Below are 18,371 nucleotides of genomic sequence, written 5' to 3' on the forward strand. Positions count from 1 at the left end.
TATTAAAACAAACTTAAAGCCTGAATAGCCCTTCCGCTGTGGAGGGTTTTTCTCTGTCCGCAGGCCCTTAAAGCGCAGTGATTCCCCATTTTGGGGCAATGTATGTTAGAATTTGAAGGAATAGCAACATACTAGTGAGAAGGAGCTTGAATGTATGAGTATTTCACGAAATGACCCGTGCCCTTGCGGCAGCGGAAAAAAATACAAAAAATGCTGCGGCGATCCCGCCAACCAGCCAGCTTATACGACCGAAGAAGTAACCAACATACAGCTGGATCTTGCCGCCGCTGCCAACAAAGACAGCCGGAGGGATTTCAGCCATTATTACCGCCGCGTCTACCGGCCGAATTATTTTCCTTACGCCTGGCATAAATTTGTCCAAAACCTGGCGCTTGCCGACTTTTTACTGCACGGCAACGAACGCCGGAAATGGATGAATATTCACCAGCAGATCGAGCAAAATAATCAGCATCCCCGGCTCCAGCGGCTTTATTCCAACTGGACCGGACATAACCTGTCATTGTTCCGCCTGAATAAAATGACCGACGACTGGTACGAAGTCACTGACCTGCTGAGCGAAGAAGTTCACCATATTGAACCTTTGTCCTTTTTCCGCGATCTGCAGGAAAACATTGTATTCCTTGCCTTTTTAGTTCCTGTAGAGGATAAGTGGTACCCGATGCTTGGTCTGCTGCCGTTCCATCCCGACTTCGCCGATGATGTCATCAAAAGCGTTACCGGCTCTGTGCCGGACGATGAAGCGGATAAAGCAGGCTGGATTACTCATCATCTGCCGGACGTGCTCCGCACGCTCAAGGATGACCTGCAGGATAAATACCAGGAAGCAGATAGCGCCTCCCCTTCCGCTGAAACAGAGGACGGTGCCGAAACCGAAACAAAAGAAGCCGCTTCGGCATCGACTGGTGCTTTAAACGAGGATCAGCAGAAAGTGATTGAGACGCTTGAAAGCTCTTCCCGGCTGTCCACGGATGCAGCAGCTGCAGCTTCGGATTTGTGGATTCAGTTCTGCGAACAGGAAAATCCAGTGATCCGCAAACCGGAAGCCCAGGCAGCTGCTCTTGAATACGCCGTAGGCGGCGGCACGCAAAAAGAAATAGCGGAACGGTATGGTGTCGCTTCGTCGACAATCCGCACGCAGTGGAAAAAGATGGAGCCTTATACCTCCAACGAGAAAGCGTAAAGAAATAAACGACCAGCGGGGGTGACGTTCCGCTGGTCGTTTACTGTTTTAGAAAACCTTTTTCTTTTTCCGTTTCTTTAAGGCAAGCATCCTGCTTCCGGCAAGCACCAGATGGATAGAAGCAGCCATAAGTATCAGGTCGAGCTCAAAGCCTCCAACCAGCCCCTGCTGCCATTTAACCGTCACGATTGCTCCGAGCATGATTATCGCAAACAGGCCGGCGACCACCCGTGTCAGCACTCCCAGAATAAGTAAAACGCCGCCCACGGCTTCGATGACTGCCACAGTAGGCGCTGTACCATCCGGCATACCCATGCTGCCAAACGAAGCAGCAGAAGCACTCATCCCATTCATTAATTTATCTGCTCCGTGCGCTAAAAATATTATGCCCGTCACCACCCGAAGGATCAGCAGCCCCACTTCCATATTTTTCATGCCTTGGCCCCCTTTCTTTCTCACCAGTATGCCGAATACCTTCGAGTTTGAAAAGCAACGGGAGAAGAAACGTGATTTCTTCCTATGAAAAAAGAGGCCGGGCCGGCCTCTTTTAGTTTACTACAGTTTCTTTTCGAGCCAGATACGTTCATCCGGCAGCTCCTCTTTCACCTGAAATCCTGCTGCCTGAAGCATGTCAATGAATTCCGGGTACTGGTGGGCGAGCTTCGTCTGTACAACCTGGTACCCCTGCTCGCGGGCATGAATAAGCACATTGCCGACGAGACGGCTTCTCCATCCATCATCTTCAAACGCTTCTTCCATGCCGTTCAGCCAGCTGTACCATACGCCCTCGTCTTTTGCGTAGCTGATATCGTAGCCGAGGATTTTCCCTTCCTCTCTGGCTACCTGCACAAGAGACGCTTCCGCCTGCTCAAGGGTCTGGTGCATCGGTTCCATTTTTTCAAAAAGCTGAGCGTGTAAATATAAGATGCCCTGAAGCACTTCGCTTGGAGGCATGCCTTCGTATTTTTCTATCTGCATTGTCGTTGTTCCTTCCTTCCCTCACTAACTTCTACAGCCAGTGTAGCATACGAAAGCACAGTTTATCTTTTCTACCGCCTGTTTCAAGTTCATGTTACCATATAAAGTGATATGAAAAACGCCCGGGCGCGCATACATACCAGAATGTAATTGAGGAGATCGATGAGTTATGGAGTTGACCTTAAACCTGTACTACCTGTTATTTATCGGCCTGGCGTTAAATGCCGTTATTTACGTCATTGCACGCATTAAACAGCACGGCCGGAGGCACCGGTTCGCAGCGGCGAATGTAACCTTTATCGCCTTTTTCTCTGTATTAATTTTAAGCATGGTATTCACCCGCTGGATCGGTCCCGACTTATTCGTCGTAAGCATCGGTATGATTTTTATGTTCGTTATAGCCGCCCTCCTGGATAAAAAAATGGGGGCAGACTAAAAACAGACAGGGCCAGGCGCCACTGTCTGTTTTTTGTATAGATAAGCCTTCTGTCAGATGTGCTAAAGCTCGGCCATCAAACGGATTTATTTTTAAATTTTTGAAGCTCCTGCATTAATAAATTTAGCTCTGCCTGAGCACTGTTAATAGAAGCAGTTAACCGGCCAAGCTCAGTGGTAGCGCTTTGATACAGGCATTTTGTGATTTTATCGATAGAGTCAGAATTGGTAATTTTAGCGTTTACTATAGACGGGGACATACAGTTTGCAGCTATTTTAAACAGCCTCCTTGAGTTACTTTTTCATTAAGAAAATGTTGTGCACGAAACCCAAACCGTTATATTAGACCTAAGATTACCTGCTTATTATAGCTTAAAAAAAAGAAAATTAATAGTCATATAGTAATGAACAGGATTCATAATACTTTCCACCCAGCCCGATTACAAAAGGCAGAGCCGCCTGGCCCTGCCTGTTTGTATTATGAAATTTTCATCCGCTGGAGGCGCAGGGCGTTCAGTACAACGGAAACTGAACTGAACGCCATGGCTGCCCCGGCCACCCAGGGAGCGAGCAGGCCGATAGCGGCAATAGGAATGCCGACAGAATTATACACAAACGCAAAGAATAAATTTTCTTTAATGTTTTTCATCGTTGCTCGGCTCATGAGTACGGCGTCTGCTGCGCTGTTCAGATCCCCGCGCATGAGCGTAATATCGGCTGCCTCCATGGCGATATCCGTGCCTGTGCCTACAGCCATGCCGATATCCGCTGTCGCAAGCGCTGGAGCGTCATTGATGCCGTCCCCGACCATGGCGACGCGCCGCCCTTCACGCTGCAGACGCGTTACTTCGCTGCTTTTCTGCTCAGGAAGCACGCGCGCAATCACGCGGTCGATCCCTACTTCTGCTGCAATGGCGTGGGCAGTCTTCTCATTATCACCAGTGATCATGACGACTTCAAGCCCCGCTGCCTGCATGCGTTCTACTGCCCGCCTGGACGTCTCCTTCACAGTATCAGCGACGGCAATCCAGCCGGCAAAGCGGTCGTTTACTGCTACACCCATAACTGTTTTGCCCTCGGCTTCCATCTTTTCGCTTTCAGATCCTTCGGGAATGCCCTCCACGCGGCGCTCCGCCAGCCAGGCATTTGTTCCAACTGCTACGGTACCGGCGCCTGTGACTGCGAGCACTCCTTTGCCGGGAATTGCTTCAAACGAAGATGCACGCTGCAGCGTAATATTTTTCTGTACTGCCTCCTGGACAATCGCCTGAGCCAGCGCGTGCTCGGAGGACTGCTCCGCTCCGGCGGCGTGCTTTAGCAGCTCCTGCTCTGTCCAGTCCAGTGCCGGTACAATATCAGTCACTGCCGGCTCTCCTTTCGTAATTGTGCCGGTTTTATCAAGAAGAATCGTTTCCACTGCCCCGGTGCTTTCCAAATACTGGCCGCCTTTAAAAAGCACACCGTTTTCAGCAGCTCTGCCGGACCCTGCCATGATGGACGTCGGCGTGGCCAGGCCGAGCGCACACGGGCAGGCAATAACGAGGATAGCAATGGTAGGCAGAAGTGCTGCTTCAAGCGCTCCCGGCTCCACAAAAATGATCCAGGCGAGAAAGGTCAAAAGTGCGATGCCAATCACAATCGGTACAAACACTCCGGACACGCGGTCCGCAAGGCGCTGAATCTCTGCCTTTCCGCCCTGGGCTTCTTCGACGACCCGGACTATTTGCGACAGCGCCGTATCCTTGCCGACCCGGGTGGCGCGCATGCGGATACGTCCATTTCCATTTACCGTTGCACCAATCACCGGATCTCCCTTGTCTTTTTCCACCGGAATGCTTTCACCCGTAAGCATTGATTCATCCACAGACGACCGGCCGTCCATAACTTCCCCGTCAACCGGCACTCTCGCGCCCGGTTTCACATGGACAACGTCGCCCACCTGAACCTCTTCACTTTTTATTTCTGTTACTTCCCCGCCGCGTTCAACCAGTGCGGTTTCCGCCTTTAAGGAAAGCAGCGATTTAATGGCGCGCGAAGTACGTCCTTTCGCTTTCGCTTCGAACCATTTGCCAAGAAGAATAAGTGTAATGATCACAGCTGATGTTTCAAAATACAGGCCCTCAGACGTGTTGCCAGTGAGCACAAAATACAGACTGTAAAAATAAGCAGCCGAGGTTCCCAATGCGACCAGCACATCCATATTGGCACTGCCGCTTCGCAGAGATTTATAGGCGCTCCGGTAAAACGTGGAACCGATGATAAACTGAACCGGCGTTGCAATGCCTAACTGAACCCATGGGTTCATCAGTACTTCCGGAGACCAGAGAAAGGACAAAAATCCAAAATGGGATACCATTGTCCATACAAGCGGCAGGGTCAAAAGCGCAGAAATCAGCAGCTGCCATCCTTTTTTCCGCTGCTCCTTTTCTCTCGGATCTACGGTCTCTTCCCCGGTTCGTTCGGTTAACCCGTACCCTAATTTATCTACTGCCTGTTCCATATCTTCTACAGAAACTTCCCCGTCCAGGTAGTGCACCGTTGCACGCTCCATCGCCAGGTTGACAGAAGCTTCTGACACTCCGGGCAGTTTATTCAGCTTCTTTTCCACCCGGTTGGCACAGGCCGCACAGGTCATTCCGGTAACGTCAAACACCGCTTCGCTGCGGCGGACGCTGTATCCGGTCCGTTCTACTTTTTCTTCCATGTCATGCGGCGATACTTCGTCTGGATCGTATTGCACTGAAAGCTTTTCGGTCGTTAAATTAACAGAGGCTTCCGACACACCCTCCATTTTCCCCACCTGCTTTTCAATCCTTCGGGAGCAGGCTGCGCAGGTCATGCCCTCTATGGATGCGTTCCAATGAGCAAGGTTATTGGCTGTCTGCTTTTCCATCATGGCACCTCACTTTCTTACAAGCTTTCTTCTAATATTATACCCCCGTATAGTATTTTGCAAATAAAAATTGCATAGAAAAGCGGACCGTGCAGCCACGATCCGCTCCTCTTTATTATTTACGCGGATACCACATCGTATCCCTGATCATCTATCGCTTCATCAATATCTTTTCGCGAGGTTACTTCTGGATCATATTCTACATCTACGGCTCCAGTATCAAGATTTACTTTCACATTAGAAACGCCCTGCAGTTCACCAACGCCGCCTTCTACTGCAGAGACACAGTGGCCGCAGCTCATGCCTTCAACCTGGATCGTTTCTTTTTTCATCTCAACCATCCTTTCTGTACCCTCATTGTATAATACACCTATGGGGTATTGTCAAAAATCACTTCATCATCCGTCTCATAACGGCCATCAGCTCTTCAATGGATTCTTCGCCTTCCCCGTCTTTAATTGCATTTGCTACGCAATGCGAGGTGTGGTCTTCCATTAACGCCAGCGACACTTTATTAGTCGCAGACTGAATGGCTGCAATCTGGTTTAAAATATCCACACAGTAACGGTCATTTTCCACCATATCGTGAACGCCGCGCACCTGTCCTTCAATGCGCTTTAATCTATTCAGCATTTGTTGTTTGTTAGGTTGGACGGTCCTTTTGTTGCCTGAAGCATGCTCCATACTGTCCACTCCTTCTTATCGCTTATTTACCGCTAGTTTACTAGGTTGAGCGGCGTTAATCAATTTTAATGATTCATAGAAAAGCCCTGTTTTTTTGTTCTAATTTTGAAAAAACACAAATTAAGGGTTGCGTTAATTGAAAGCGTTTTCTATAATGAAATCATTCTTCCAAAACGTTTCGGAGGCTGATCATGAATACCATAAAAGATATCGCTAAAGCAGCCGGCGTTTCTGTCACTACTGTTTCAAGAGCTCTGAATGGATACAGCGACGTCAATGAACAGACCCGCCAACGTATCCAGGAGATCGCTGAACAGCTCGACTATACGCCAAATCACATCGCCCGCGGCCTCGTTATGAATCGTTCGAAGACGATTGGGCTATTAACCTCCCAATCTTTTCCGTCCAATCCAAAGGATACGTTCACCCTTGATATTCTGGCCGGAGTAAATGAATATGCCAGTGAGCGCGGTTATGACCTTATTCTGTTTCAATCCCGACCTGCCGGCGGTCGCACGTACTATCAAATGTGCCGGGAACGGCAGCTCGAAGGAGTAATCACCCAGAACCTTCCCCACGACCACTCCGCCACTGAAGAGCTTGCAGCTACCGGGCTTCCGGGCGTGTTTATTGATAATCCGGTGGGAAGCGGGTCTGCAAGCTTCGTCACCACCGATAACGCAGACGGTGCCCGCCAGGCGATTGTGCATTTGATTGAACTTGGGCATGAACATATCGCTTTTATCAACGGCCACCACTACGCCTACGTCTCCAAGGAACGACGAAAAGGTTATGAAGAAACGCTCCATGAGTTCGGCCTGCCTTTCCGGGAGGAGTACGTCCGGGAAGCAGCCTTCGAGGAAAAGCTTGCAGAGCAGGAAGCTCTTGAGCTGCTACAGGCTCAGCCGCATATTACGGCCGTCTTTTGCGTAAGTGATTTGATGGCTCATGGTGTCATGCGGGCAGCTCATCAGCTCGGCTACACCCTTCCCCGGGATCTGTCGATTATCGGCTTCGACGACCTCGTGCTGGCGGAGTACTTTTCCCCTCCGCTTACGACTGTCCATCAGGACAGGTACACGCTGGGCCGCAAAGCCTGTGAATTACTTATTGAGAAGATTGAAGGAAAAGAAACGCCTGCCAGCCTGGTAATTCCTGCGTCGCTGACTGTGCGGGAATCCACCGGGCCTCCAGGAAGCTAGTAAGCTTCTCTCTTCTCTTTGCTATCCGAAACGTTTCGGACTTTTTGAAATCGATTTCATATAAGGAGGAATTTGTATGAAAAAAGCTGCAGCCGTTACAGGCGCGTTTATACTGCTCGCCGGATGTTCCAATGCGGATATCTCCCCCACCGCTGAGGACGAAGTAACGATTACGTACGCCCGCGGTGTAGATACGACCAACGCGACGAACGCAACGATTAAGGCATTTGAAGAAGAACATCCAAATATCAATGTGGAGGTTCGAGAGATGCCACCAAGCAGCAGTGAGCAGCATAATCAGTACGTCACGATTTTGAGCAGCGGCAGTGATGAAATTGACGTGTTTGCAGCCGACGTCGTCTGGCCGGCAGAATTTGCGCAGGCCGGCTATGCCCTCCCGCTCGATCGCCTGATCGAAAGAGACAATGTCGATATAGATGCCCATTTCCCCGCGCCTATTGAAGCTACTTCTTATAATGGCAGACAGTATGCCATGCCAGTTTATACAGATGCCGGCCTGCTATTTTACCGGGAGGATATTGTAGATGAGCCTCCGGAAACATGGGAGGAGCTCGAAACCCAGGCTTCCAGTCTTCAGGGCGAAGAAGGCACTTCCTTCGGCTACACCATGCAGGCCTCCCAGTATGAAGGCCTCGTTACGAATGCCATTGAGTTTATAGGAGCCTACGGCGGCCAGATCATTAACGAAAATCAAGAGGTGGTCGTCGATTCCCCTGAAGCTGTGGCAGGAATTCAACAAATGATTGATATCACCCAGTCTGATTTTGTGCCTAATAATATTTTAAATTTCCAGGAAATTGAGACAGAGAATGCTTTCAATACCGGCAACACCGTTTTCGCCAGAAACTGGCCTTATATGCTATCCACATCAACCGACCCGGAAATCTCCAGTATTCCTGACAACGTCAGCTTTACTACCCTTCCGGAAGGAAGCGAGGGAAGTGCCTCCGCGCTGGGCGGATGGACTACCATGATCAACAAAAACTCTGAAGAAGTCGAAGCTTCATGGGAATTTGTGAAGTTTATGTCCAGTAAGCAGGGACAGAAGATTGGCGCTCTCGAAGGCAGCCGGGCTCCTACCATTGAATCTTTGTACGAGGATGAAGAAATCCAGGAGGCAAATGCTTTGTTTGCGGACGAAGCGTTCGTCGAAACGCTGCAAAATGCTGTGCCGCGTCCAGTAACAGCAAATTATCCGGAAGTATCAGATATTATGCAGATTGAACTTTCACGGGCAGCAGCGGGAGAAATTACGGCTGAAGAAGCAGCCGCTAATATGGACCGCAAATTGAGCGCCGTTTTGAATGAAGAATAATACGGATTCAAAGGAGGAACCCGCATGGCTAAAAAACCTGGAGGTAAATTTCAATTAAATGAAAAACAATTAGGCTACGCAATGGTCGCCCCGGCGCTCATTCTGATTCTTCTGGTCGTGATATGGCCGGTGCTGCTTTCAGGCTGGAACAGCCTGTTTGATTACCGGCTGAATGATCCCAGTAAATCAGAACGTATTATGACCGAAAGCTTGAACCTCGAAGAGTATGCCGATAACCGGTACCTTATCGAACAAAACATAAACGAATTAAGCGAAGCCTATCCAGAAGGAGAGGAAACGTTTAACGAAACCTGGGCTGTCGTCCAGGAGCATCACGAGGAGCTCGTAGCTGATGAGGGAATGGCTTCAAGCTATCAGGAAGTCAACAGTATGCTCAATAACTACGAGCCGATTCAGGACGATAACCTGCGCATTCAATCAATCGACGGGTCGTGGGGCAGTGAGTTTGAGGCCGCGATGGGAGAGCAGATTGAAGCCGTGAATTCCGTACAGCAGCAGGCGGAAGGTGACATCGCAGTAGAAATCGGCTACCTGGCCGCCCAGCTCGACAATCTGCAGGGATCGGTGCTGTCTTCGAATTTTGTTGGCCTGCAGAATTATACCGATTACCTGTTTAATGGCAGGACCTGGACCGCTTTAGCGAATACGACATTCTTTACGATTGTTTCCGTTGGTGCCGAACTGATCATCGGCCTGGGCGTTGCCCTGTTAATTAACCGGGCCTTTAAAGGACGCGGAATTGTGCGGGCATCGGTCCTTGTGCCGTGGGCTATTCCAACAGCAGTGGCTGCCATGATGTGGAGCTATTTGTTCGACGGCCAATCCGGGATTGTCGCCCACTACATGGCTGCCATCGGATTGATTTCCGATCCGGGTACGCTTCTAACGACGGCGTCAGGATCCATGTTTTCCATTATTTTCGCAGACGTCTGGAAAACGACGCCTTACATGGCCCTGCTTCTGCTGGCCGGGCTGCAGACTATACCAAATACCCAGTATGAAGCGGCTGAAGTTGACGGAGCAGGAAGTATACAGAAATTTTTCTTTGTGACTCTGCCGCTGTTAAAATCAGCGATTCTCGTTGCACTGCTGTTCCGTACCCTTGATGCCTTCCGCGTGTTTGACCTGATTTACGTACTGACCGGCGGCGGGCCTGCAAACGCTACGGAATCGATTTCTGTTTTTGCCTATAAAATCCTGTTTGAACAGCAAAACTTCGGTGCCGGCTCTGCGCTTTCCGTCATTGTGTTTGTCTGCGTAGCCATCATCAGCTTTATTTTCGTTAAGCTGCTCGGCTCGGACCTGTTTCCGGAAAAGGTGAAAAAATAAGTGGAAGGAGTGACTGCACATGTTTAAAAAACAAGCCGGCATCCGATTTTACATCTTCCTGGTTATCTTCGTGTTTCTCGTCATGTTTCCGTTCATCTGGGTGTTTTTAACTTCCCTGAAGCCTCAGGATGAGCTGACATCGTTCGCCTGGTTCACGACCAATGCCACACTCGACTCCTATGCGTCGGCGATTACGACACGGCCGCTGTTCCGCTACATGCTCAACAGCTTCGTCGTTTCCGGCCTGACTACGATTTTATCGCTCTTGATTGCTTCTTTCACGGCCTATGCGGTGACGAGGCTCCCCATCCGCGGCAAGACTTTAATTTTAGGCCTGGTACTGGCTTCATCAATGTTTCCGCCGATTGCGATTTTGTCCCCGATCTTTAACTTTGTGACCGACACGGGACTTCGCAACAGCTACATCGGTCTCGTGATCCCGTACATTACCATCAGCCTGCCGCTAGCCATCTGGATTCTGGCTACCTTCTTTCAAAAAATCCCGTGGGAGCTCGAAGAATCGGCCAAGCTGGACGGCGCTACGCCGTTCCAGACATACCGCCAGATCATCCTGCCGCTCGCTACACCGGGCATTTTTACAACAGCGATTCTCGTTTTTATCGCAGCCTGGAACGAATACCTTTTCGCCCTGGCGATTAACACCGCCGATGCCTGGCGGACGATTCCAGTCGGAATCTCTTTTTACCAGAGTGAATACACAGTACCGTGGGGAGACATTTCCGCCGCTACCGTTATCGTTACCATCCCGATTGTCATTCTCGTTTTGATTTTCCAGCGCCGGATTGTTTCCGGGCTAACGAGCGGGTCAGTAAAAGAATAGTCAACCATATACAAAAAGGAGTGGGACTCATATGAAAACAGTAAACATTGGCGTCATTGGATGCGGGAGCATCGCAAGAAACCGCCACATTCCCGAATACGAAGCAAATCCACATACTATTATCCGGGCGGTCTGCGACCTCGTAAAGGAACGCGCCGAGGAAACGGCCGCTCCTCTCGGGGCTGCGGCCTACACGGATTACCTTGAACTGTTAAAGGATGACTCAATCGATGCCGTCAGCGTCTGCACGTCCAACCATATGCACGCCCGGATCAGCATCGACGCCCTCGCTGCCGGCAAGCACGTGCTCTGCGAAAAACCAATGGCAACAAGCGAACAGGAAGCCGAAGAAATGATAGAGGCTGAAAAACGCAGCGGCAAAAAATTAATGATTGCCCACAACCAGCGCTTCGTTCCTTCCCATGTGAAAGCAAGAGAGCTGATTGCAAACGGCGATCTTGGCAGGATCTTCAGCTTCCGGACGACATTTGGCCACGGAGGGCCGGAAGGGTGGAGCATTGACGGCAAGGACAGCTGGTTTTTCCGCAAGGAAGAAGCCTTTATCGGCGCCATGGGCGACCTTGGCGTACACAAATCCGACCTGATCCAGTTTTTGCTCGATGAGCCGGTAACCCAGGTGGCGGCTTTCGTGGAAAACAACGCGAAGGAAAATATTACGGTGGATGATAACGCTATCTGCCTGCTCAAAACAGCAGGAGGCTTAATTGGCACTCTCACGGCAAGCTGGGCGTATGTACCCGAGGAAGATAACTCCACGATCATTTACGGGGAGAAAGGCACGCTCCGGCTTGAGGATGACCCGGTCCATTCGCTGACTGCCCACTATACAAACGGCCACACGGTCCGCTACGAGCTGGGCGGCATTCAAACAAACGATGCCGGCGGCCAGGAGAGCTCCGGGGTGATTGACGCTTTTACCGAGAGCATTGTTTTAAATACAGAAGCTCCAGTATCCGGAAATGATGGAAAGCGGGCTCTTGCTGTCATTCTGGCAGCCCTTGCCTCCAGCGAACGCGGCCAGTTTATTACTATCGGAAAAGAAGGTGTTGAATAATGAAAATTGGCGTTTTTACCGTCCTTTATGCTGATTTGGCTTTTACAGACATGCTCGACAAAGTGAAGCGTGCCGGAGTGCAGGCGGTAGAGCTTGGTACCGGCGGCAACCCCGGCAGCGCCCACGCAGATGTGGACAAGCTTTTAAACAGTGAAGACGCTCGCAAGCAGTTTCAGGAAGCGCTCGATGCCCGGGAGTTAACCGTCAGCGCGCTCAGCTGCCATGCCAACCCAATTTCCCCAGATCCAGCGGAAGCCAGGGATGCGGACGAAACGTTCAAAAAAACCGTGCAGCTTGCCAGTCTCCTGGACATCCCGGTTGTCAATACGTTCTCGGGAGTTGCCGGCAGCGACGAAAGCGCCAGGCATCCAAACTGGCCGGTCGCCCCGTGGCCGAGTGCATACTCAGATATTTACAGCTGGCAGTGGGAGCAAAAGCTCATTCCATATTGGAAGGAAGTCGGCAGCTATGCTAAAGAGCACGGCATCAAGGTTGGCATCGAGCCGCACGGCGGGTTTTTGGTCCATACGCCGTACACGGTTTTAAAGCTGCGGGAGGCAACTAATGAAGCCGTAGGCGCCAACCTTGATCCGAGCCACATGTGGTGGCAGGGAATTGATCCGGTGGCCGCGATTAAAATCCTTGGGAAAGAAGGAGCAATCCACCACTTTCACGCCAAGGATACGTACATTGACCAGGATAACGTCAACATGTACGGCCTCACCGACATGCAGCCATACAGCAGCGTTCAGACCCGGGCCTGGAGCTTCCGTTCGGTCGGCTTCGGCCACGGCATGAAGGAATGGAGCGACATGATCAGTGCCCTTCGGACATTCGGCTATGACCATGTAGTCAGCATCGAGCACGAAGACCCAATCATGTCGCTTGATGAAGGCTTCGAGCGGGCCGTGCAAAACCTAAACTCAGTCAACATTTCCGAGCGCCCGGTCGACATGTGGTGGGCATAGCTCTCCGTATCAAAAAAGCTGCTTCCCTTATTCAGGGGGCAGCTTTTTAAAATAGATGATGCTTATACGCATAAACGACTGCCTGGGTCCGGTCCTGGACCTGCAGCTTATGGAGGACGCTGCTTACATGTACTTTCGCCGTTTTCAAAGCGATAAACAGCTCTTCCGCAATTTCGGTGTTGGTTTTTCCTTCCGCAAGCAGCCGCAGCACCTCAAACTCGCGCGCGGTCAGTTCCTCATGCAGCTCCCTCCGGTCCCGCCGTTTCATATTCACCATCAGCTTCCCGGCCACTTCGGGTTCCAGGATCGACTGCCCCTCGTGCGTTTTCCGGATGGCCGCTGCGATTTCTCCGGCCCGGGAGGTCTTTAAAATATAGCTTACCGCTCCTGCCTCAAGTGCCGGATACACCTTTTCATCATCGATAAAGCTCGTGACAATAATAATTTTAGCTTCCGGCCACGCCTCCATAATGTTTTCCGTCGCTTCAATTCCATTCATATCGTCCATCACAAGATCCATCAGAATGATGTCCGGCCTGAGCTCGAGAGCTAATTTAACCGCTTCCCGGCCGCTTGAAGCTTCCGCAGCCACCTCCATATCCGGCTGTGTCGACAAATATGACGTTACGCCAATCCGTACCATTTCATGATCATCTGCAAACAGGACGGTAATCAATTTTCTCCCCCCTTGGACAACCAGGGTACTTTGACATCGATGCGGCTGCCTTCTCCCGGCAGGCTCACCAAATGAAAATGCCCACCGATTTCCTCCGCCCGTTCCTTCATCGTGCTTAACCCGTAGCTGTCCGGTTTTTCTTCCTCTATATAAAATCCAACCCCGTTATCCTGGACGCGCAGGATAATAAATTCTTCGCGCTGCAGCAGTGACACCTTCAGCTCGGTTGCCTTTGCGTGGCGCAGCGTGTTGGAGATAGATTCCTGGCTGATCCGGAATAGCTGATCCTCTACTCCCTTTTCAATAGGAAAAGGCTCGATCACGTGTTTAATCTGCAGAGGCACTTTCGTCGTCAGGTCATTCAGCAGCTCGGTTATCCCTTCCTGAAGGGTTTGTTTATTCAACGCAGCCGGCCGAAGATGAAGCAGCAGGGCCCGCATTTCAAGCTGGGATTGATTGATCATCCGCTCAATGGTCTGCCATTCCCGTGACGCTTCCCTGGCACCGGATTTTTCATTCACCGCAGATATCATCATAGAAGCTGCAAACAGCTGCTGGCTGACCGAGTCGTGGAGTTCGCGGGCAATCCGGTTTCGTTCCTGCGAAATCACTTCCTGCAGGCTTTTCTCCCGGTCTTCGGCCCGTTCCTTAGCTAGCTTCTGCCCCCGCTCCGCCTGCCCCTGCAGCTGGCGCTCCACCATTTCAATCTCCGTGCGCAGCTCTTCTACTTCCCGGTACATATCCGCCGGCCAGATTGTTTTAGAGCTTCCCCTGCCCAACCGCTCCAGCACAGCCTGCATCTGCTGCCAGCGGGCACTCCAGGCCCGCTGCACCAATAAACCAAGGGCGGTGCCAAGAAGAACAATCAGGACAACAAGCAAAAACACATATGGCAGACCGCTCGCTGTCTGTCCTGTGAGCACATCCCACATATCAAAAGGAAGCAGCAACAGCAGCGGAACGACAGCGGCACTGCTGATGAGAAAGGCTGCTCCAATCCCCCATCCCGCTGCTTTCATAAAGCTGTTCATCGCCGCTCCACCTCCAGATCCCCACTGAGCAGCGAGGTGAAAATGTAAAGCGTGGGAACATCTTTATCTGCCGCTGGAACACGTAAGGTAACCGTCTGGTTCCAGCGCTTTGCTTCTTCTTTCCCAAACAGGCGCACACGCCCGTACAGCGTGCTGTGACGAATGACCACGTGCACTTCGTACGGTACGTAGACAGTCACTGATCCCAAACCGTGGCGGATAATAATCACCGCTTGCTGCGGCAGCACCGTATTGGTCACATCAACCATTTTATCGCCAACGCCGCCGATTACGTTAATATCCTTCCAGTGAAATGGCTTCCGTCCGACCTTCTCCCGTCCCCACAGGCGGTTGCCAAGCAGTTCGTCCCGTTCGTAATTCTCAATTCTGCCGCTCAGCTCCTCCACCTCTGCCTGTTCTTCGACGGGCTCCCGGCCCGAGCGGCGCATCTGCAGAAGCAGCAGTACAAAAAAGGCAATCACCCAGAACTGGACGGCCCAGAGAGTGACCGCTGTAAGGCCCAGGCCGATCCATCCGGTCCACCAGAAAATGGTGGCGAGCGTCCGCCTTTTCGTCCGCTTTCCGATAAAAATAAACAGGGTGAAGAAAAAGAGTACGGGCAGCAGGCCCGCTCCGTCCGAAAAAAATTCCAGTATGAACAGAAGGATTCCCGTAAAAAACACGAATTGGATCATTTTCGTTGATATGTGGGAAAACATAGGAACCCTCCTTTGTTGTTTTATGTAGGTTAAAATAGAGACGCCGCTGTCAGCGTCTCTATTTTATCACGCTTTTTCCTGTCCCGCCTCTGTCTTCCGCTTTTCCAGACGCGCTACCCGTTCATCGAAGGTGGAATGCTCGTACTGCTTCTCATGATACTGCTCCATGCTTTCTATATGATGCTCCACTTCCCTGAAACGGGCTTCGGGCTCGCATCCGTCCTTCTGATACAGCTTGGAAATATTGTAGTTTGCCCGGGCTATATTTTCCCGCCCCATCCACTCCATACGTTTCAAACGCATATCCTTCAGCTTGTAGACCATTTCCTCGTGCCGCTCTTCTATTGTCTGCAGCTGTTCTTCAGCTTCCTTTTTCATCGCAGCAAGCTTTTGTGCCCGGTCGCCGTATTGTTCAATCTCTCTTAAGGCAACCTCATACAGTTCGTTTTCCTCGTAATGCTTCACTACCGCAGCCTGCTGCTTGCGTTTATCGAGCATGCTTTCTGCTTCGTCCAGTTCGTACTGAAATTCTTCGGCCAGCCGGCGCTGGCGCTCTGTGAGCCTGTGCACCTTTTCCGTTTCACGCTCTGCTTCCCTAATATAGCGGTTCAGTGAAGTGATCGGATTGTCTGGCTCCTTTTTCATATTCCACCGCTCCCATTCGTGTTCGACATCCTGCTTGAACTGCTGCCAAATGCCTGCCATCATGCATTCCTCCTTTTTATCTGCGCTTTAGTTTTTTCCATTCTTCTTCAAAGCCTGTGAACGGATCTTTTGTTCTGGCGCGGCGGTCGATGTCTACCTCGTCCCCATTCCATTTTTTCACGCTCCAGTACATTGCATAGAGGCCGAGAAGTGCAACCACTGCATAGATGTTAGTGAGCGCAAGCGATATCGCGGCAATACCTGTAATTACCCAGAAAACCCGTGCCGCAGTGGTCGTGCTTTCCTGAAACTGGCGGTAGACGATATAGGCCAGCGCCACTCCGGCTGCGAGTAAGAGCAGCGACCCTAGGTTAGATAAAACTACGATGGCTGCGACGGTAATCACTGCTGCTAGTCCGATTTTTTTCCACATGGTGTTTCCCCCTTCCTGTACCTCTATCTTACGCCGGTTACCCAGCGGCCGGGAGCAGCCCGGGGTCTATCTTTCCTACGCCTCCAGGCGTATTTATCATGAAAAAACACCCTTTCCGAAGAAATGGGTGTTTACATCTGGATTTGCTGCCCTGCTTTTTCAAGAGCTTCGATGGTCTGTTTTTTAAATGCATCGCCGACCGGACAGCCGGACGGGCTCAAGTATTTCAACTGGTTTTTTTCCGGCACATAAAAATACCCTAGAGCTTCCAAGTCTTTGTAAAGTCCGGCGGGAAGAACGCTGGAGCCTGTTTGCCGGATAAAGTGGTCCGTGACCGAAACGGTGACTTCTGTATCTGTGGATCCAGTGTTCAGCACAAACAAATCATACTCGTCCTGCTTGACCCACTTCCCTTTAGAAAAAAGGGAAAACAGGGAGGCCTCGAGAGCCGAAATGCCGCTGAGATTCACCCGGTACACGTCGTTAATTACCTCTCGCACCATCTCTCCGGAGAACCCGGCGGGCAAGCGGGCAAAAGCGTATGCTAGCAGCTCTTCTTTACCTGCCTTTCCCCCCTCATCTCCGGCCCATTCCTTGAAAAGAGGGTGCGTTCTCTGCGCGCCGGGAGCTTTTGGGTCGGCTGCTATACTTCGCAGCGAAATGCCAAAAATGTCAAAAACAATGTGTTCCACCGAGGATACGGTGACTCTTTTTTCACTTTTTATTCTTTCATCCATTTGTTCCGCTTTTGTAAGCATACCAGGCTCCCTTTTCCAACTTGATATGTAATTCATCCACCGCTTTCTGTTATTCGTCCCTTACCAGTCGGAAGCCAATCGATTTGAGCGCTGTCTCCAGGCTTTTTTCAATTATAATATTTTCTCCAAGTATATCCTTGCGGACGTCCTGTACCGCCATATCCGGTCGGACGCCGGTTAAAATAGGGTCAATGCCCATTAGCTTCAATGCCTGAATAACCTGGGAAAGATACATTGTAAATGTTTCGTTAAAGGCTGAGACACCCGAGACATCGATCATAAAATAATCGTATTTTCCACCGTACACTTCCTGCAGTACTGTCTCCATTAAACGGTTCGATCTGTTTTCATCCATCGCCCCGACAAGCGGGAGCACCGCAATGCCTTCGCCTATCGGTACAATCGGGTACCCGAGCACATCTATCTTTTCATTCATTTGGTCTACACGGATCAAATAGCTAAGTAAATTACCGAACGTCTGCATCAACGAAATTTCTTCTTTCTTAAATTCACGGGGCTCGCGGTTTAATACGCAGAGCGTGCCAAACGGGCCGCCTTCCTGGTTCTTGATGTATACGCCCAAAAAGGTATGAACATTAAAATTTTTCGGCATCAAAAGCTCTTTCGTTTCTTCATCATTCACTGCGTCGGAAAAATGAAAGTATTCCTGTTTGTCATTTCTCAACACATACTGGCAAAACGAGGCTTCATGCTCTACTTTCATCCCCGGGGACACAAGCTCCTCCCCGCGGTTATTGTAAGCACTCAACACGTCCATATAAGCAGCTTCTCTTTTTGCAATATAAACGGAGTCCACGTGAAGGGACTCAGCGATCACGCTCATGATTTCTTCAGCCATCTCTTCAATGGAGAAAGTGTATCTGCTTGACGGCCCTGATGTTAAATTCACTTTTTCCCCTCCTGTTACACAAAGCTAATATTTACTTGTTCCCTTTTCTGTTTTTGAATAATCTTTTTGTAAACACATTATGCCACCAAGGGACCGTCAATAATTTTGTGTAAACGGCTGTCCTTTTCCAGCCTTGAAGTTAACCCTGCCGTTGAAACATATCTTCCAATTGATGTTGGGCCTGGGCGAAGCCCAGGTGGCAGCGGGTGGAAAACTTTTGATTGTAGGCATCAAAA

Annotated in this window: 21 protein-coding genes; 8 read left to right on the plus strand and 13 right to left on the minus strand. The window is 50.5% G+C overall.

The window, feature by feature from the left end; translation table 11 throughout:
* The first annotated feature begins 154 nt into the window (after nt 1–154).
* Complete coding sequence (locus tag CHL76_RS01975) at nt 155–1,201, plus strand: SEC-C metal-binding domain-containing protein (protein ID WP_079474658.1); 1,047 nt, start codon at nt 155–157, stop codon at nt 1,199–1,201.
* A gap of 48 nt (nt 1,202–1,249) precedes the next feature.
* On the opposite strand, the gene CHL76_RS01980 is transcribed toward CHL76_RS01975, so the two are convergent.
* Both CHL76_RS01980 and CHL76_RS01985 read right to left on the minus strand, forming a co-directional pair.
* Nucleotides 1,250–1,636, minus strand: a complete 387-nt coding sequence (locus CHL76_RS01980) for a DoxX family protein (RefSeq protein WP_079474657.1) — start codon at nt 1,634–1,636, stop codon at nt 1,250–1,252.
* Between the two features lie 120 nt (nt 1,637–1,756).
* On the minus strand, nt 1,757–2,179 hold the full coding sequence (locus tag CHL76_RS01985; RefSeq protein ID WP_079474656.1) for a hypothetical protein: 423 nt from the start codon (nt 2,177–2,179) through the stop codon (nt 1,757–1,759).
* 169 nt (nt 2,180–2,348) lie between these two features.
* Here CHL76_RS01985 and CHL76_RS01990 point away from each other — a divergent pair, with 169 nt between their 5' ends.
* On the plus strand, nt 2,349–2,615 hold the full coding sequence (locus CHL76_RS01990; protein WP_079474655.1) for a hypothetical protein: 267 nt from the start codon (nt 2,349–2,351) through the stop codon (nt 2,613–2,615).
* Nucleotides 2,616–2,691: 76 nt separating this feature from the next.
* On the opposite strand, the gene CHL76_RS16905 is transcribed toward CHL76_RS01990, so the two are convergent.
* The 4 genes from CHL76_RS16905 to CHL76_RS02010 all read right to left on the minus strand — a co-directional run bounded on the left by CHL76_RS16905 (nt 2,692) and on the right by CHL76_RS02010 (nt 6,200).
* On the minus strand, nt 2,692–2,874 hold the full coding sequence (locus CHL76_RS16905; protein ID WP_079474654.1) for a hypothetical protein: 183 nt from the start codon (nt 2,872–2,874) through the stop codon (nt 2,692–2,694).
* Nucleotides 2,875–3,092: 218 nt separating this feature from the next.
* Nucleotides 3,093–5,510 (minus strand): heavy metal translocating P-type ATPase, encoded by a 2,418-nt coding sequence (locus CHL76_RS02000; protein WP_269845142.1) that lies wholly within the window; start codon nt 5,508–5,510, stop codon nt 3,093–3,095.
* 116 nt (nt 5,511–5,626) lie between these two features.
* Nucleotides 5,627–5,839 (minus strand): copper chaperone CopZ, encoded by a 213-nt coding sequence (copZ, locus tag CHL76_RS02005; protein ID WP_022793956.1) that lies wholly within the window; start codon nt 5,837–5,839, stop codon nt 5,627–5,629.
* Nucleotides 5,840–5,897: 58 nt separating this feature from the next.
* Nucleotides 5,898–6,200 carry a metal-sensitive transcriptional regulator gene (locus CHL76_RS02010; protein WP_371862273.1) on the minus strand — a complete coding sequence of 101 codons (303 nt, stop codon included), beginning with the start codon at nt 6,198–6,200 and terminating at the stop codon, nt 5,898–5,900.
* A gap of 182 nt (nt 6,201–6,382) precedes the next feature.
* On the opposite strand from CHL76_RS02010, the gene CHL76_RS02015 reads away from it, so the two are divergent.
* The 6 genes from CHL76_RS02015 to CHL76_RS02040 all read left to right on the plus strand — a co-directional run bounded on the left by CHL76_RS02015 (nt 6,383) and on the right by CHL76_RS02040 (nt 12,963).
* Complete coding sequence (locus CHL76_RS02015; protein ID WP_094907706.1) at nt 6,383–7,393, plus strand: LacI family DNA-binding transcriptional regulator; 1,011 nt, start codon at nt 6,383–6,385, stop codon at nt 7,391–7,393.
* A gap of 76 nt (nt 7,394–7,469) precedes the next feature.
* A complete protein-coding gene (locus CHL76_RS02020) occupies nt 7,470–8,729 on the plus strand; it encodes an ABC transporter substrate-binding protein (RefSeq protein WP_079474651.1) in 1,260 nt (419 codons plus the stop codon).
* Between the two features lie 24 nt (nt 8,730–8,753).
* A complete protein-coding gene (locus tag CHL76_RS02025; RefSeq protein ID WP_079474650.1) occupies nt 8,754–10,079 on the plus strand; it encodes a carbohydrate ABC transporter permease in 1,326 nt (441 codons plus the stop codon).
* 19 nt (nt 10,080–10,098) lie between these two features.
* Nucleotides 10,099–10,920 carry a carbohydrate ABC transporter permease gene (locus tag CHL76_RS02030; RefSeq protein ID WP_079474649.1) on the plus strand — a complete coding sequence of 274 codons (822 nt, stop codon included), beginning with the start codon at nt 10,099–10,101 and terminating at the stop codon, nt 10,918–10,920.
* Between the two features lie 31 nt (nt 10,921–10,951).
* Entirely contained in the window at nt 10,952–11,995 is a 1,044-nt protein-coding gene (locus CHL76_RS02035; protein WP_079474648.1) for a Gfo/Idh/MocA family protein, read from the plus strand.
* The gene (locus CHL76_RS02040; RefSeq protein WP_079474647.1) at nt 11,995–12,963 is read left to right on the plus strand and encodes a sugar phosphate isomerase/epimerase family protein; all 969 of its coding nucleotides are present in this window, start codon (nt 11,995–11,997) and stop codon (nt 12,961–12,963) included. The genes CHL76_RS02035 and CHL76_RS02040 overlap by 1 nt, the downstream gene beginning before the upstream one ends.
* 46 nt (nt 12,964–13,009) lie before the next feature.
* Here CHL76_RS02040 and CHL76_RS02045 read toward each other — a convergent pair whose 3' ends face one another.
* From CHL76_RS02045 to CHL76_RS02075, 7 genes are all read right to left on the minus strand, one after another.
* Nucleotides 13,010–13,639, minus strand: coding sequence for a response regulator (locus CHL76_RS02045; protein WP_079474646.1), 630 nt, complete (start codon nt 13,637–13,639; stop codon nt 13,010–13,012).
* A complete protein-coding gene (locus tag CHL76_RS02050) occupies nt 13,636–14,670 on the minus strand; it encodes a sensor histidine kinase (RefSeq protein WP_094907707.1) in 1,035 nt (344 codons plus the stop codon). Before CHL76_RS02050 ends, CHL76_RS02045 begins: the two co-directional genes overlap by 4 nt.
* A complete protein-coding gene (liaF, locus tag CHL76_RS02055) occupies nt 14,667–15,389 on the minus strand; it encodes a cell wall-active antibiotics response protein LiaF (RefSeq protein WP_079474644.1) in 723 nt (240 codons plus the stop codon). Before liaF ends, CHL76_RS02050 begins: the two co-directional genes overlap by 4 nt.
* A 66-nt stretch (nt 15,390–15,455) precedes the next feature.
* Nucleotides 15,456–16,094 carry a PspA/IM30 family protein gene (locus CHL76_RS02060; RefSeq protein WP_094907708.1) on the minus strand — a complete coding sequence of 213 codons (639 nt, stop codon included), beginning with the start codon at nt 16,092–16,094 and terminating at the stop codon, nt 15,456–15,458.
* Nucleotides 16,095–16,110: 16 nt separating this feature from the next.
* Complete coding sequence (locus CHL76_RS02065; RefSeq protein WP_079474642.1) at nt 16,111–16,467, minus strand: lmo0954 family membrane protein; 357 nt, start codon at nt 16,465–16,467, stop codon at nt 16,111–16,113.
* A 131-nt stretch (nt 16,468–16,598) separates the two neighbouring features.
* Nucleotides 16,599–17,225 carry a hypothetical protein gene (locus CHL76_RS02070; RefSeq protein ID WP_079474641.1) on the minus strand — a complete coding sequence of 209 codons (627 nt, stop codon included), beginning with the start codon at nt 17,223–17,225 and terminating at the stop codon, nt 16,599–16,601.
* 49 nt (nt 17,226–17,274) lie between these two features.
* On the minus strand, nt 17,275–18,135 hold the full coding sequence (locus CHL76_RS02075; protein WP_079474640.1) for a GAF domain-containing protein: 861 nt from the start codon (nt 18,133–18,135) through the stop codon (nt 17,275–17,277).
* Nucleotides 18,136–18,371 lie beyond the last annotated feature (236 nt).

The sequence above is a fragment of the Marinococcus halophilus genome (assembly GCF_002265875.1).
GTDB lineage: Bacteria > Bacillota > Bacilli > Bacillales > Marinococcaceae > Marinococcus > Marinococcus halophilus.